This is a genomic window from Exiguobacterium qingdaonense, assembly GCF_018617855.1.
GTDB lineage: Bacteria > Bacillota > Bacilli > Exiguobacteriales > Exiguobacteriaceae > Exiguobacterium > Exiguobacterium qingdaonense.
The window spans coordinates 647,081-661,743 of record NZ_JACSKY010000001.1 but is presented as its reverse complement, the minus strand read 5'-3'; the positions used below and the strand labels follow the sequence as shown (position 1 = coordinate 661,743).

Here is a 14,663-nt window from a genome sequence, read left to right as displayed (position 1 = left end):
ATGAGCGGGATGAAAGATTACGCTGCTTTTGCTGTCAATTTGACGTCGACGTTGCCGCGTGTCGCTTTTGAATATGGGCATACTTGATGCGCTTCTTCTACGAGGCGTTCCGCTGTCGCTTGGTCGACTCCTTTGATTTCGACTTCGAGTTCGACCGAAATGAAGAACCCTTCATCGTTTTGGTTCAATGTGACGTGACCTGTGACACTTGAGCCGTCTGTCTTCACACTTTCTTTTCCGATGATCAAGTTGAGGGCACTACCGAAGCAAGCCGCATATCCCGCTGCGAAAAGTTGTTCCGGGTTTGTCGCACCGTCGACGTGTTTTGCGCCAGGCATCGAGACGTTCATGTCGATGACACCGTCAGTTGATTTCACATGACCTTCGCGGCCACCGATTGCTGTTGCTGATGCTGTGAATAGTGATTTCATGATTGAATTCCTCCATTTCGTTTTTAACAATTAAGTTGTGCACAATTTAAATTATAGAGCAGTCAAAAAGTTTCGCAAATGATATGCTTGGCTAAAGAAGAGTACGGAGGGTTACGTATGGAACGTTCATTAAGATTAGAGCATCAAATCTGTTTTCAGTTATACACCGCTTCAAAAGAGCTTACCCGTTTATATCGCCCAATTTTAGCTCCGCTAAACCTCACATACAGTCAATATCTCGTCATGCTCGTATTATGGGAAGAGGATGGGATTGATTTGCGTCGACTCGGATCACGGCTGACGCTCGACTCGGGGACGTTGTCGCCACTTATCAAACGATTGATTCAAATCGGTTATGTAGAAAAAAGTCGGGCGATCGACGATGAACGAAAAATCGTCGTCTATTTGACCGAACGAGGGAACACGCTTCGTGAGCAGGCATCGGATGTGCCCCTACAAGTAAGTGGTATGCTAAATATAGATGAGGCGACGTACGTCGCCTATATGGAGATGCTCACCGATATCAAGACGAGATTACATGATTTTGGGGAGCGTCAGCGCGAGCAGTAAGAAAGGAGGAGCCATGTTTCGAAAAGTGATCATCTTATTGATGGCGATCGGACTGTATATGGCATGGCAATACGAGATGCCGAACGTCTCTGCCCCGACGAGCATCCAAGTTCAATCAGAAGTGGCGAACGAACTGGAGACGGACGCACCGCGTTATGCGAGTCAATATGCAGGTCATGACTGGTATTTGGTCGAGCGTGGCGGTGAGCGTGGACTCGAATTGATTAGCGAAGACGGTGCGAAAAAAGGGTTTTATCAGTTCGAGACAGGAAGTACGTATCGAAGTCTCGTCCTCAATGAAACGACGCGTCAACAAGTCGATGAGATTGGGTTTAAGGCCGTTACGTCTTATAACAAAGGATTGAATCGCTATCTCATTCCCGACGACCCATCGTTTTCGGTGTTTGCAATCGATGGGCAGTACGTCACTTTCTTTTTCGATCAGCATGACGAGGATCGCCTGAAAGGTATTTTATCGATCGACCGTCGTGTGGAGGAGGCGAGTGAAGGATATTACGGTGACCTGTCGGAAGCGGCAACCGTCGCCAATGAGCAGTTGATGCGTATCCTCATGAACTGGGACCGCGAGAAGTTTGATTTGAACGCGCTGGCCGACTACGAACCGCTCTATCCGGTCGTCCGGGCCCACAGTCAAAACATGGCGGAAAACGACTTCTTTAGTCATACAGACCCGGAAGGTCGTGACCCGTTCGATCGGATGGATGAGGCGGGGCTCTCATATTCATTGGCAGGAGAAAACTTGGCGATGGGTCAGATGAGCGTGTTTCATGCGCACTGGGGGCTCATGAACTCGAAAGGGCATCGAGAGAACATCATGCAGCCGCGATTCACGCATGCTGCCGTCGGACTCGCTCACAATGAAGAGGACAGTCCGTTCTACACGATCAACTTCATCACACCACACTAAAAGGATGACTCCGCGGAGCCATCCTTTTAGTGTTAGATCAGTTTCTTCACCGCATCCTCAATCTCAGCCGGTGTCGTCTGTGGAGAGAAGCGTTCGATGACGTTTCCGTCACGGTCGACTAAAAACTTCGTGAAGTTCCATTTGATCGCCTTTGACCCGAGGAGTCCTGGTGCCTCTTTTGAGAGGTATGTGAAGAGTGGGTGCGCATTCTGGCCATTCACATCGACTTTTGCGAACATCGGGAACGATACCCCGTAATTGAGTTGGCAAAATTCTTGAATCTCTTCGTTCGAGCCCGGGTCCTGATGACCGAACTGGTTGCACGGGAATCCTAAAATATGTAGGCCCTGTCCTTTATACGTGTTATAAAGTGACTCGAGACCTTCTAGTTGCGGCGTGAACCCACACTTGCTCGCCGTGTTGACGATGAGTAAGACGTCACCTTTATATGTAGCCAATGGTTGGAGCTGACCTTTCATGTCCAATGCTTCAAAATCATAAATCATGTTGCTTCCCCCTTTTCTGTAGTATACCAAGAGAAATGGGAAAGTCTCGACTTCGAGTGTTGCGTGCAATCAAATTGTTATGAAATCATGATGTCGCTGTTACATCTTTCACTTGTAAGAATCCGTATAATGAAAACCGTTGTAGAAAGGAAAGGTGTTATGCGACTTTTAAAAAATGAATTTATATGGATTGCACTCATCTTGATCGGATTATTCTTCTCGAGTGCGACGCCCTACTCAGATCAATCCATCGTTTCGCCACTCGAGCGATTCAACTGGAGCTGGGCCGAACCGACGCTCGCAAACGTCCAGTTCGACTACGCAGGGAAGGAAATCTCGCTTGACGCGTTAGGGACGGCAGGATTAATTGAGTTCTTCATGCGAAAGGCGGCACATGTCGTCACATTCCTCGTGCTCGGAGCATTATTCGTGAAGGCGATCTCGAGAACGAACATTCATGCCGGATTGAACTTATTGTTCGCCTGGTCACTCGCAAACACAGTGGCCATCTTCGATGAATATCATCAGAGCGTGACTCCCGAGCGGACCGCATTACTCCAAGATGTCCTGTTGGATAGCGTTGGTGCCGCCGTAGGGGTCGTCTTGGTTGGTGGGTTCATCTTATGGCGCTTGAGACGTAAACATGCGAAAAAGTCTGGTTATGTGGCACTAAGGTGAGAAAAAAATGGCATAGGTTATTATGTGAAAAGCGCTTTCAACAAGTGCTTTTTTTGATGATAAAAACGATTATGTGACAATATACCAAACAAAATATTGTCTATACCCACGTTTTTAAAACAATAAAACCTAAAATAGGTCAATGTCATATGAATGAAATATAAGTGTAAAATAACTTTTGGTTTAGATTGCTATAATGAATCACAGAGCGATTGAAACGTCGCGATATCATTTAATAAATAATACTTGAACGATTATAGATAAAATACACGGAAATCAGCGGAGGGAAGCACATTGGGTAACTTGAAGAAATTTGCAGCAACCGTCACTCTAGGCGCACTCTTGATCGGCGGAACGTCACCGACTTATGCAGCCTCACTTACAGAGAAGCAGAAGAAAGTACAAGAACAACGACAAAAGAATAGCAGTGAACAGTCGAAAGCAAACTCTTCGATTCAAACACGTGAGCAAGCGATCAGCAAAGAGCAACAAGAAATCAATAAGTTAGATGCTGAACTCCAAGACGTCATCAACGATGTCGCTCAGAAAAAAGCTGAGATCCGTGCAACCGAAGAAAAAATCAAAAAGCTTGAAGAACAAATTAAAAAATACGAAGCGAAAATGAAAGCGCAAGAAAAGCTTATGAAAGACCGTATGGCGACAATGCAAAAGAACGGTGGCTCATCAGTCAACTGGGCGGAATTCATCTTCGGTTCAAAAAACTTCAGTGATTTGATTACTCGTATGATCACGGCAGGTACGATTCAAGAGAACGACCAACAAATCTTCGAAGAATATGAAGCGACAAAAGAAAAACTTGCAAAAGCACAAGCCGAACTGAAAGCAGAACGCGATTCACTCGTGAAGCAAAAAGAAGCGCTTGAAAAACGCCAAAAAGAGCTCGACCAAAAAATGAAAGAGCGTGCAGCGAAAATCAAGAAGCTTGAAGCTGAAAAAGTGAAGTTCGAATCGAAACTTATGAGCTTAAAAGAGATGGAAGATACACTCAAAGCGCAAGAGAAGGCGATTCAATCAGAAATCGAAGCACAACGTCGTGCTGAAGAAGCGGCACGTCGCGCAGCGGCAGAAGCTGCGGCTGCGAAGAAACAACAAAACTCAAGCTCGAACAGTAGCGGATCTAGCGCTTCGACGTCAACTCCAGTTACATCTGCACCGGCGACAGGCGGCATGTTCCAACGCCCGGCAAGCGGACGACTCACGCAAGGTTGGGGTCCGGCAAGTGGGATCCATGGCTACACGTTCCACAACGGCCTTGACATCGCTGCACCAGTCGGAACACCGATTTATGCATCAGCGACAGGTACGGTCATCCGTGCTGGATGGGGTGGCGCATACGGTAACCACGTCATGGTCACACACGTTATCAACGGACAAGTGTGGACAACAGTGTACGCACACTTGAGCTCAGTGTCAGTCAAGGCGGGTCAACGTGTATCACAAGGTCAACACCTTGGCGGCATGGGTAGCACAGGGAACTCGACTGGTTCACACCTTCACTTCGAGATTCACCGCGGTGGATACTCATGGTCTTCATCAAGTGCAGGCAACACAGTCAACCCAGCATCATTCTTCTAAACACAAATAGAGTGATCGACGAACGCGTCGATCACTTTTTTGTTGCCTGATACACGATAAACGTCAAGAGCGCGGCACCGATCACACTGAGCCAAAGCGTGTCGATGTTCGGGTCATCGAGGACGCTTTGGCCACCGACAATTAACATATATAATAGTAAAGCTACAGCGAACGCGCGCAACACGAAACGGAATCTAGTCATGAATCATCGCCTCCACCTATTAGTATAGGGGAGGCGATTCGTTTCAGCTAGTGAGCCTGATCCAGGCGGATTCCATCACTTGTTCATAACCGACCTCCTGATAGATTTTGTTTGATGTCGGATTCGTCAAATCCGTGTAAAGGACGCAAAACGACTTCGTCTCGAGTAACTTACGGCTGAGGACGGCGACGAGGCTTCGCGCATATCCTCTCCCACGTGCGTCAGGTGACGTATACACGAACGAGACGGTGATGCCGTTCTCGGTCGGTCGTGCACGTTTCGCACAGGATACGACCTGCCCGTCGACCTCCCAAAAGACGGCTTCCTCTCTCTCGAGCATCAATTGTACGGCCTTTGTCACCTTTTCTGGTGAAGATGATCGGAGACCTGATTCGGCTTCAAAGGCGCTGTACCAGGCCTCGAGTTGCCCTTGGTCGGCTGGGGTCGCCTCTCGCATACGACCGTTCGCCATATCGACGTCTTCCACACCGTCGAGGCGATAGAGCGCTTGGGACATGTTGATCTCACTCGTCCCAGACGTCAACTCCTGCCACGTCTTCCCGAATCGCTCGGCTTGTGCACGTTCCGAGATGACCTCGGTGAACGGCGCCTCTTCATCGAGAAGGTGTCGGATGATGAAGGACGGGAGGGTGTCCGAACGTTCCCGCTTCACGACGATATAGTGAAGTGGATGGGGCGGTGTCGCTTGGAGGATGGCGAGGAGCTCCCCGTCCTCTTCTACCGTGAACTGATGAAACGTTTCATAGATTCCTTGTTTGACGTTATTCAAGACGCCGATCATGAGGCTGTTCTTCGCTTCCTCTTTTAGCAATGATGCCATGACCCGGTCGGAGAAGCGTGCGGGGTCCTTCCATTCAATCCATTCCATATGTATCTCTCCTTTATTATATGTAGACAAAAACGGACAAACCTGATGGCTTGCCCGTTTATGAGTCGTTCGTTATGCGATGTCTTCTTGTTTCGACGACGTGTTGTCGAGAAGTTTCGTGTTGTGCTTGAAGTAATGGACGATCTTCGCGATGGCACCGTCACCCGTGACGTTAGTCGCTGTCCCGAAGCTATCTTGCGCCAAGTAGAGCGCGATGACGAGGCTTTGCATCGTCGCGTCGAATCCGAGGATCGAACCGAACAGTCCAAGCGATGCCATCACGGCCCCACCCGGTACGCCAGGTGCCGCAATCATCGTCACACCGAGTGCGAGGATGAATGGAAGGACGATCGCGTAAGACATCGGCATGCCGTTCAAGTACATGAGGGCGACACCGACCGACGTAAGTGTGATCGTCGACCCGGACAAGTGAATCGTTGCCGAGAGCGGGATGACGAAGTTGGCGACCCCTTCGTCCGTGTTGTTCAACTTCGCTTGGCGAAGCGTGACCGGGATCGTCGCGGCCGATGATTGCGTCCCGATGGCTGTGAAGTAAGCCGGCATCATCGTCTTGAGCAACTTGAACGGATTCTCTTTGTTGAGACCGCCCGCAATCGAATACTGAATCATGAGCATCGTCATGTGTAGGACGATAATCGTGACGAATACGAGCGAGAACACAGAAAGGATTTCTGCGACCTGTCCGGCGTATGTCATGTTCATGAATATTCCGGCGATGTGGATTGGAAGTAATGGAATAATGACTTTACTGATTAAGAGCTCGATGATATCTCGGAAATCCATAGCGAGGTCGAGCGATCGCTTGCTCTCGATCGCGGCAATGCCGATCCCGATGACGAAAGCCAAGACGAGGGCGGTCATGACACCGAATACAGGTGGAATCTCAAACTCCATGAATCCTTTAAGCAAGGCTTCTTCTGGGTTCTCGGCCCCTACTGTCGAACGTGACAGAATTTGCGGGAACAAGTTACTCGTTGCAAAGTAGGCGAGCGTTCCTGCGACGACCGTCGAGGCATAGGCGATGAGTGCTGTGAGCCCGACTAATTTTCCTGCTCCTTTTCCAAGTTCCCCGATTCCTGGGATGATGAAGGCAAGAATGATCAGCGGGATGGCGAAGCCTAAAAACTGCCCGAAGACCGTGTTGAACGTCACAAACGTCCGAACGATCCAGTTTTGGCTTTCTGGTACGATGCTCCCGAGCAAAATACCGAAAGCGATCGCGATGATGATGCGGCCTAAGAGGCCAATGCGTAGTTTCAAATCAATCACCCTTTCTTTTTGTTTGAATAGTTGATATTTTCGCACATTTTACAGGATGTTGCCACTATCTCTTTTCATTTTTTTGAAGAAAGACGTTTGACAACCATAAAGAAGGGTAATAGAAAATGTTGTACATATCAAGGGAAGGGGCTTCTCCTTTTCCTAATATAAAAACGATGTTATGATTGATTCTGACAGACGTAAAGGAGGGGTGCGCGTGCAGTTACAACGAACAACGATTCACATTGCGGGTCAAGACTATACGATCGTAAGCGAAGAACCCGCCGATCATGTGAGGGAAGTAGGCTTTTTGGTCGACAGCAAGATCCGCGAGATTCGTGAACAATCCCCTCATCTAGATGCTCGTCAGGCGGCGGTCTTGGCCGCGATTCAAATCGCGAGCGACCACGTCAAAACTAAACGAAGTACAGGAGAATAATTCAATCCATGGTTACGCTACTTATACTGTTTTTCTTGTTTATCGGAATCGTCAACGGCTTCCGTCGTGGCGCGATTCTCCAGCTCGGCCATTGGGTCGCGCTCGTCATCAGTTTTCTCGTCGCCAACACGTACTATAAAGACCTGGCAGAAGCGTTCAAGCTGTGGATCCCGTATCCATCTCAGCTCGACGGTGCACTTCCAGGTGGCGTATTAGACCTCAACTCCCTTTCGGGGATTGAGATGACGTTTTACCACATCTTTTGGTTCGTGGTGCTGTTCCTCATGACGAAACTCGTCTTGCATCTCATCTTGGCGATGCTCGACTTCTTGACGGACTTGCCGATCTTGCGCCAATTGAAGGGATTGATCGGGGCGGTCCTCGGATTTTTCGAGGCGTATGTCATCACGTTCTTCATCCTTTGGGTGATTGCGTTCATTCCGATGGCCGGTGTTCAGAACGCCGTCGACAACTCGTCGCTTGCGACATATATCATTCAAGACACGCCATATCTATCCGATTGGTTTTCAAATAAGATGTTGTGACACGACAGGCCGGAATGCAAGCTAGTGCTTGTGTATCGGCCTTTTCTGTGTGAAGAGGGGGAGACTTATGAATAAAGTGGAAGCGATGATGTTGCTCGAGAAGATCGCGCAATATATGGAGATCAAAGGGGAGAACCCGTTTAAAATCAATGCGTTCCGTAAGGCCGCGACGGCGCTCGAGAACACGGACGTCGAACTCGAGGACATCGACGACTTGACGTCCATCTCAGGCATCGGCAAAGGAACGGCGGTCGTCCTTGAGGAGTATCGGGACACAGGACGTAGTGAAGTGCTCGATGCGCTTCAAGAAGAGATCCCGTTCGGTCTGATGAAGCTCTTGAAGATTCAAGGGCTCGGCGGGAAGAAACTCGCCAAACTTCGGGAAGTCGGCGTCGTCGACTTGGAGTCGCTCATCCGTGTGCTTGAAGACGGGACAGCGGCCGCGCTACCGGGATTCGGGGCGAAGAGTGTCGAGAAGCTACTCGCCGCAGCGAAGAACCTAGAGTCGCGTCCGGAACGACTCGCTTACGCGGTCATGCGACCGATTGTCGAGGAGATCGATGACGTGTTAGAAAAGGAGACGCTCGTCTTGCGTCACTCGGTCGGGGGGAGCTTCCGCCGTGCCGAAGAGACGTGTAAAGACCTCGACTTCATCATCGCGACCGAGGAACCGATTGCGCTCCGGGAGAAACTGCTCGCCCTTCCGTTCATCAACGAGGTGATCGCGGCAGGCGAGACGAAGGTGTCTCTCGTCTTAGAACGCGAAGAGATGGTGTCGGTCGACTTTCGTATGGTCGAGCCGGGCGCGTTCGCCGCGACGCTTCATCATTTCACAGGTTCAAAGGACCACAACGTCCGCATGCGCCAACTCGCCAAGGCGAAAGGAGAGTCCATCTCTGAATATGGGGTCGAGACGGCAGATGGACTATGGCAACCGGAGACAGAGGAAGAACTGTTCGAACGTTATAATCTCCCGTTCATCCCGCCCGAACTTCGGGAAGGGCATGCCGAGTTCGAGCACGACTTATCGAAGCTCGTCACGCTCGAGGATATCAAGGCGGACGCCCACATGCACACGGTCTGGTCGGACGGAAAGTTGACCGTCGACGAGATCGTTGTGGCGATGAAGGGGCGCGGCTATGAGTGGATGGCGATCACCGACCACGGGAAGTACTTGACGTTCGTCAATGGCTTGACGGAGGAACGGCTCGAGGCACAAGGGGAAGAGATCCGCGAGGCTGCGAAGACGCACGACATGAACGTGTTGCGAGGCGTCGAGATGGACATCCGTCCTGACGGGACGCTCGACTATGAACCCGAATTTTTAGAGACGCTCGACTATGTCGTCGCCTCAATCCATTCGAAGATGGACCAATCCGTCGACGAGATCATGGCACGTCTCGAGAACGCCTGTCGGTCCCCATACGTCAACGTGATCGCCCATCCGACGGGTCGACTCATCGGCCGTCGGGACGGCTATCCGATTGACGAGGACAAGTTGATCGCACTCGCCAAGGAGACGGGGACGGCGCTCGAGTTGAACGCCAACCCGAACCGCCTCGACCTGACTGCCGCAACGCTCAAGAAAGCGAAGGCGGCGGGCGTCAAAGTGATGATCAACACCGATACGCACCACCCGGATATGATGGAAGACATGGCACTCGGCGTGTTACACGCACGGAAAGCCTATCTCGAACCATCGGACATTATAAACTGTTTCACGTTTGAGGACGCCAAGGCGTTCTTTGCGGCGAAGCGATAGAAAGGAACATGATAGATGGATCACGCGTTACGCGTATTAGAATATGAAAAATTGCGTCAACAGCTTGCCGGTCACGCGGCGAGCTCGCTCGGGAAAGAGTTGGCGCTCCACATGCAACCGGATTACTCATACGACCGGGTACTCTCGAATTTAAATGTGACGAAAGAGGCGACCGAGGTCGTTCGCCTTCGTGACCGCCTCCCGCTCGGTGGGCTCACCGACGTCCGGGCGGAAGTGAAACGGGCCGCCATCGGCTCGGTCCTCTCGACGAGCGAGTTGCTCGCCGTCGCTGCCGTCATGTATGGCGGTCGCCAAGTGAAGAACTTCTTCGAAAAGTTTCACGAAGACAATGAGGAGACTCGCATCCCGCGCCTCGATGAATATGCGGACAAGTTGACGAAACTCATCGAAGTCGAACAGTCGATTCGCCATGCGATCGATGACCAAGGGACGGTCCAGGATTCGGCGAGCTCACAGCTCCGAGGGCTCCGTACGCAGCTCCGAAGCTTTGAGGGGAGTGTCCGCTCACGCATTGACAACATTCTCCGTAATAACGCGAAGATGCTCTCAGACGCCATCGTCACGATTCGGAACGACCGTTATGTCGTGCCGGTCAAGCAAGAGTACCGTCAGGCGTTCGGTGGGATCGTCCACGACCAGTCGGCTTCCGGTCAGACGCTCTTCATCGAACCACAAGCGATCGTCTCGATCAACAACGAGATTCAAGAAGTTCGTCTGAAAGAACGCGCTGAGATCGAGCGGATTTTGAGTGCCCTCTCGAACGAGGTCGGTGGGGTCCATGATGCCATCATGATAAACCTCGACGTGTTGGCCGAACTCGACTTCATCTTCGCAAAAGTCGCCTACGGGCAAGAGATGAAGGCGACCGAGCCGAAGCTGAACGACAATCGAGAGATCAAGTTGAAACAGGCACGTCACCCGTTCATCCCGAAAGATGAGGTCGTCCCGATCACGGTCGAGCTCGGGGAAGATTATACGTCCCTCGTCATCACCGGACCGAACACCGGCGGGAAGACGGTCACACTGAAGACGATCGGACTCCTTCAGTTGATGGTACAGTCTGGTCTATACGTCCCGGCAGAGTTTGGGACAGAGCTTTCCGTGTTTGACGCGGTCTATGCCGATATCGGGGACGAGCAATCGATTGAACAGAGTCTCTCGACGTTCAGCTCGCATATGACGAACATCGTCGGCATGCTCGACAAGATCGACTTCATGTCCCTCGTCCTCTTCGATGAGCTTGGGGCCGGGACGGACCCGCAAGAAGGGGCCGCCCTCGCCATCGCGATTCTAGACGAAGTGAAACGGCGCGGGGCGCGCGTGGCGGCGACGACGCACTACTCGGAGCTGAAGGCGTATGCGTATAACCGTGAAGGCGTCATGAACGCCTCGATGGAGTTCGATATCGAATCGCTCAGCCCGACGTACCGCCTCTTGATCGGCGTACCGGGTCGCTCGAACGCCTTCGAGATCAGTCGTCGACTCGGACTGTCCGAACAGGTCATCGACAAGGCGCGTAGTCATGTCGGTAGTGACGCGGAGTCGGTCGAGTCGATGATCAACGAACTAGAGGCGGCGAAACAGCGCGCCGAGCAACTCGAACAAGAACTCATCGTCAAGCGTCATGACTTCGAAGAAGAACAGGCGACGTTCGAGGCGAAGATGACCGAGTTCGAGCGCGAGCGCGACAACTTGTATAGCGCGGCCGAGGCGAAAGCCGAGAAGGCCGTCGAACAAGCGAAGCGTCAGGCGAACGAAGTCATCGACCGCTTGAAGAAACTCCGGGAACAGGGCATCGTCAAAGAGCACGAGATTATCGCGGCGAAGAAAGAGCTCGAGTCGGCAAAACCGACACTCCAAGAGAAAAAGATCCAAAAAGTGAAACAAAAAGCCCAGCAGAAACGTACGTTCAGTAAAGGCGAAGAAGTGAAAGTGACGACGTTCAACCAAAAAGGCTACATCGTGAAACAAATCAATGACAATGAGTACAACGTTCAAGTCGGCATCATGAAAGTGAATGTCAAAGCGGACGACCTTCAGAAGATCGGTCCATCGAAAGAGAAGCCGCTTCAGTCGAAAGGGAGCTCACTCAAACGTCAGAGCTCGACGAAGTCCGAGCTTGACCTACGTGGGGTCCGTGTCGAAGAGGGGCTCATGCGTCTCGATAAATATATCGATGAAGCACTCGTGTCAGGCTATGACAACGTCCGCATCATCCACGGGTTAGGTACCGGGGCGATGCGTCAGGCGACACAAGAATTTTTAAAAGGACATCGTCACGTGAAGAGCCAACGCCCGGGTGGAATGGGCGAAGGTGGACTCGGTGTCACGGTCGTCGAACTGAAGTAAGGGGAGTCGAGAATGGGCACGTTAACGTTTGTGGTCATGCTGGAGTCGTTCGGTCTCTATTCGATGGCAGGGCTGATGATTATCGTCGGTCTTGCCATCTTCGAGATGACGACGCCATACAGCAACTGGCGCGAGATTCAAAAAGGAAACATCGCCGTCGCCCTCGCGACGGGTGGGAAGATTGTCGGTCTCGCCAACATCTTCCGTGTCGTCGAGAGCTATTATGAGAGCACGGTCGACATCTTCGTCGGGGGCGGGTTCGGATTTATTCTGCTCCTCGTGACATATTGGTTGTTCGAATTTTTGACACCGACATTGAAGGTGAACGACGAGATTCAAAAAGGAAATATCGCCGTCGGGTTGTTGGCATTCTTGCTGTCGATCGGGGTCTCCCTCGTCGTCGGCGCGGCATTGGTGAGGTGAAGACATGGTATACGAACGATTGGCAAAAATCTTGTTCATCGGGGCCGGGCTGTTCTTAGTGGCAGCGGCACTATGGTATATCTTTTATTGAAGAAAGTGGGAGGGTCCGTTCGGATGCTCCCTTTTTTTAGTTTCAATGACCTTGAATATAAATTACATCGGTATTAGGAGAGTATTTTACATTTCATGTGAGGAACCGTATATACTGAAACTAGATTATGGAACAAGATACATATGAAAAATAGAGGTGTAGGTCATGGCGAACGGGTCAGAAATGTTTGAAGTATTAATGACGAATGCAGTGAAACTACCTGGGGTGAAAGTAGACCGGAAAGAGTTTCTAGCCCAAAGTTTCAGTAAGTACGTGCCGGCGAGTCAGCTGGCAGAGGTTGTAGAGAAGGGACCGCTTGAGGCGAACGTCCCTCTTTCAGTCATCAAAAAGGTGGCGAAACGGAACATTGCCAATCAGACGATGAAGAGTTCGAGCGCATCGTTTGCGGCCGGTCTACCTGGTGGCATCGGCCTCGCCGCTACGATACCAGCCGATACCGCACAATTCTTCGGGTTTGCCCTCCGTTTAGCGCAAGAAATCGGGTATTTATATGGATACGATGACTTTTGGGAAGACGGGGAACTAGATGTCGAACGGGTGAATGGAGAGTTAATCCTCTTTCTAGGTGTCATGTTCGGAGTAGGCGGTGCGACGGCAACGATCAAAGCATTGTCCGCACAACTATCGAAAGAGGCGTTAAAAAAGATTCCGAACAAAGCGTTGATGAAAACGGTGTACTATCCAATCATCAAAAAAATGTCGGCGATGATCGGGGTGAAGATGACGAAAGACACATTCGCCAAAGGGATCTCGAAGATGATCCCACTCGCAGGTGGTGTCATTTCAGGAGGAATCACGTACTCATCGATGACGAAGATGGGCAATCGTCTCATGCATGCGCTTGAAGAAGGAGTCAACATGACGGAAGCAGAGTTTATTGAAAGTGTGGAAGCAGTCAAGCGTGAAAATCTTGAAATCATCGAAGCAGAATTTGTAGAAATTGATGAGGGATCACGTAATGACGGGGAAGTCATATAAGGAGATATTGTATGTTCCAGGAGGGGATCATTCATGAATCTAGACTTACACTACTTGATGTCGACCGAGCGCTACGTACTCGACATGGAATCGTTTCAAATGAAGAATGAGGCATACTACCCGTTAGAGTGGACGTTTTATGGAGCGGCGAATCCGACGATGCTCCTTACATGGGACGCTAATCGCGACCGCATCCGAATTCGCTTCGAACAGTACGCCGTCTTTTTAGGGACACAAGAAGAGCACGGAATGAAAGAAGATGGGTTATGGAACGAGCATCCGATTGTAAAACTTTCCGCATCACGCCTGATGTCATTCGCCAGTGAACGGATGGCGATTCATAAGGTGAACCGTAACCGTGGCGCGCTCGCGCATTATGTCATCCGTACGATCGAGCAGGAGTTTCATGTGTTGGCGTATGAAGACCCGACCGTAGAAAACCTAGGAAAAGTCGGGGATACGGGAGTTATTGTGACGGAAGTGTCGGGTGTGCCAGAAGAATAAGAAAATCGATAAAGAAGGGGTGAGGATAGGATGAAATCATACGAAATCGAGTTCCATTTGGTCAATGGAGAAGAACTGACTTATATGATAGAGGCAGATTCGCGGCATGGGGCACTGGAATCCATTTACCAAGCATTTCGACATGCGAGTGACGGATTCGTACAATTTGAGGATGAGTTGATTGTGATGTTGGATCATGTGGCGTATGTGAAGGCGTTTGAGGTGGTGGAATAATATTAAAAAATGTAAGATACTTTTTACAAAGTTTCATCATTTGAGGTTCAATTCAATTTGTAAAATATGAGTTTATTGTTCTTTCAGTTATAGCGAGTCATTTCAATTATAAATATTTGAATCCAAAAAAATAATAGATTACTTTTTTTGTAAAACCATTTTAATCTTGTTTGAAATTTTTGTAGAATGTAAGTAGTGAAATAGTTGATTTTTGT

General features: G+C 50.3%; 17 protein-coding genes. 12 read left to right on the top strand and 5 right to left on the bottom strand.

Translation table 11 applies throughout. From position 1 onward, the window contains the following. Positions 1-17: 17 nt before the first annotated feature. On the bottom strand, positions 18-431 hold the full coding sequence (locus tag KNP00_RS03315; protein WP_215142200.1) for an organic hydroperoxide resistance protein: 414 nt from the start codon (positions 429-431) through the stop codon (positions 18-20). A gap of 117 nt (positions 432-548) precedes the next feature. Here KNP00_RS03315 and KNP00_RS03310 point away from each other — a divergent pair, with 117 nt between their 5' ends. After that, positions 549-1,001 (top strand): MarR family winged helix-turn-helix transcriptional regulator, encoded by a 453-nt coding sequence (locus KNP00_RS03310; protein ID WP_215142198.1) that lies wholly within the window; start codon positions 549-551, stop codon positions 999-1,001. Between the two features lie 13 nt (positions 1,002-1,014). Then, complete coding sequence (locus KNP00_RS03305) at positions 1,015-1,929, top strand: CAP domain-containing protein (protein WP_215142196.1); 915 nt, start codon at positions 1,015-1,017, stop codon at positions 1,927-1,929. Positions 1,930-1,961: 32 nt separating this feature from the next. Here the strand turns inward: KNP00_RS03305 and KNP00_RS03300 are convergent, their stop codons facing one another. Then, the gene (locus KNP00_RS03300) at positions 1,962-2,435 is read right to left on the bottom strand and encodes a glutathione peroxidase (RefSeq protein ID WP_215142194.1); all 474 of its coding nucleotides are present in this window, start codon (positions 2,433-2,435) and stop codon (positions 1,962-1,964) included. Between the two features lie 159 nt (positions 2,436-2,594). On the opposite strand from KNP00_RS03300, the gene KNP00_RS03295 reads away from it, so the two are divergent. Both KNP00_RS03295 and KNP00_RS03290 read left to right on the top strand, forming a co-directional pair. Continuing rightward, the gene (locus KNP00_RS03295; RefSeq protein WP_215142192.1) at positions 2,595-3,113 is read left to right on the top strand and encodes a VanZ family protein; all 519 of its coding nucleotides are present in this window, start codon (positions 2,595-2,597) and stop codon (positions 3,111-3,113) included. Positions 3,114-3,407: 294 nt separating this feature from the next. Next, the gene (locus KNP00_RS03290; RefSeq protein WP_215142190.1) at positions 3,408-4,709 is read left to right on the top strand and encodes a murein hydrolase activator EnvC family protein; all 1,302 of its coding nucleotides are present in this window, start codon (positions 3,408-3,410) and stop codon (positions 4,707-4,709) included. Positions 4,710-4,740: 31 nt separating this feature from the next. Here the strand turns inward: KNP00_RS03290 and KNP00_RS03285 are convergent, their stop codons facing one another. The 3 genes from KNP00_RS03285 to KNP00_RS03275 form a co-directional block, all read right to left on the bottom strand. Beyond that, on the bottom strand, positions 4,741-4,911 hold the full coding sequence (locus KNP00_RS03285; protein WP_215142188.1) for a hypothetical protein: 171 nt from the start codon (positions 4,909-4,911) through the stop codon (positions 4,741-4,743). A 43-nt stretch (positions 4,912-4,954) separates the two neighbouring features. Continuing rightward, positions 4,955-5,800 carry a GNAT family N-acetyltransferase gene (locus tag KNP00_RS03280; RefSeq protein ID WP_215142186.1) on the bottom strand — a complete coding sequence of 282 codons (846 nt, stop codon included), beginning with the start codon at positions 5,798-5,800 and terminating at the stop codon, positions 4,955-4,957. Between the two features lie 72 nt (positions 5,801-5,872). Further along, entirely contained in the window at positions 5,873-7,081 is a 1,209-nt protein-coding gene (locus tag KNP00_RS03275; protein WP_240542663.1) for a dicarboxylate/amino acid:cation symporter, read from the bottom strand. Between the two features lie 217 nt (positions 7,082-7,298). On the opposite strand from KNP00_RS03275, the gene zapA reads away from it, so the two are divergent. The 8 genes from zapA (at position 7,299) to KNP00_RS03235 (ending at position 14,448) form a co-directional block, all read left to right on the top strand. Next, entirely contained in the window at positions 7,299-7,520 is a 222-nt protein-coding gene (zapA, locus tag KNP00_RS03270; protein ID WP_215142182.1) for a cell division protein ZapA, read from the top strand. A gap of 8 nt (positions 7,521-7,528) precedes the next feature. Beyond that, positions 7,529-8,065, top strand: coding sequence for a CvpA family protein (locus tag KNP00_RS03265; RefSeq protein ID WP_215142180.1), 537 nt, complete (start codon positions 7,529-7,531; stop codon positions 8,063-8,065). 67 nt (positions 8,066-8,132) lie between these two features. Beyond that, positions 8,133-9,827, top strand: coding sequence for a DNA polymerase/3'-5' exonuclease PolX (gene polX, locus KNP00_RS03260; RefSeq protein WP_215142178.1), 1,695 nt, complete (start codon positions 8,133-8,135; stop codon positions 9,825-9,827). 15 nt (positions 9,828-9,842) lie between these two features. Next, on the top strand, positions 9,843-12,197 hold the full coding sequence (locus tag KNP00_RS03255; protein WP_215142176.1) for an endonuclease MutS2: 2,355 nt from the start codon (positions 9,843-9,845) through the stop codon (positions 12,195-12,197). 12 nt (positions 12,198-12,209) lie between these two features. Further along, positions 12,210-12,620 (top strand): DUF350 domain-containing protein, encoded by a 411-nt coding sequence (locus tag KNP00_RS03250; RefSeq protein ID WP_215142174.1) that lies wholly within the window; start codon positions 12,210-12,212, stop codon positions 12,618-12,620. Between the two features lie 256 nt (positions 12,621-12,876). Then, entirely contained in the window at positions 12,877-13,710 is an 834-nt protein-coding gene (locus KNP00_RS03245) for an EcsC family protein (RefSeq protein ID WP_215142172.1), read from the top strand. 33 nt (positions 13,711-13,743) lie between these two features. After that, positions 13,744-14,214 (top strand): hypothetical protein, encoded by a 471-nt coding sequence (locus KNP00_RS03240; protein WP_215142170.1) that lies wholly within the window; start codon positions 13,744-13,746, stop codon positions 14,212-14,214. Between the two features lie 30 nt (positions 14,215-14,244). After that, complete coding sequence (locus KNP00_RS03235; protein WP_215142168.1) at positions 14,245-14,448, top strand: hypothetical protein; 204 nt, start codon at positions 14,245-14,247, stop codon at positions 14,446-14,448. The last annotated feature ends 215 nt before the right edge of the window (positions 14,449-14,663 follow it).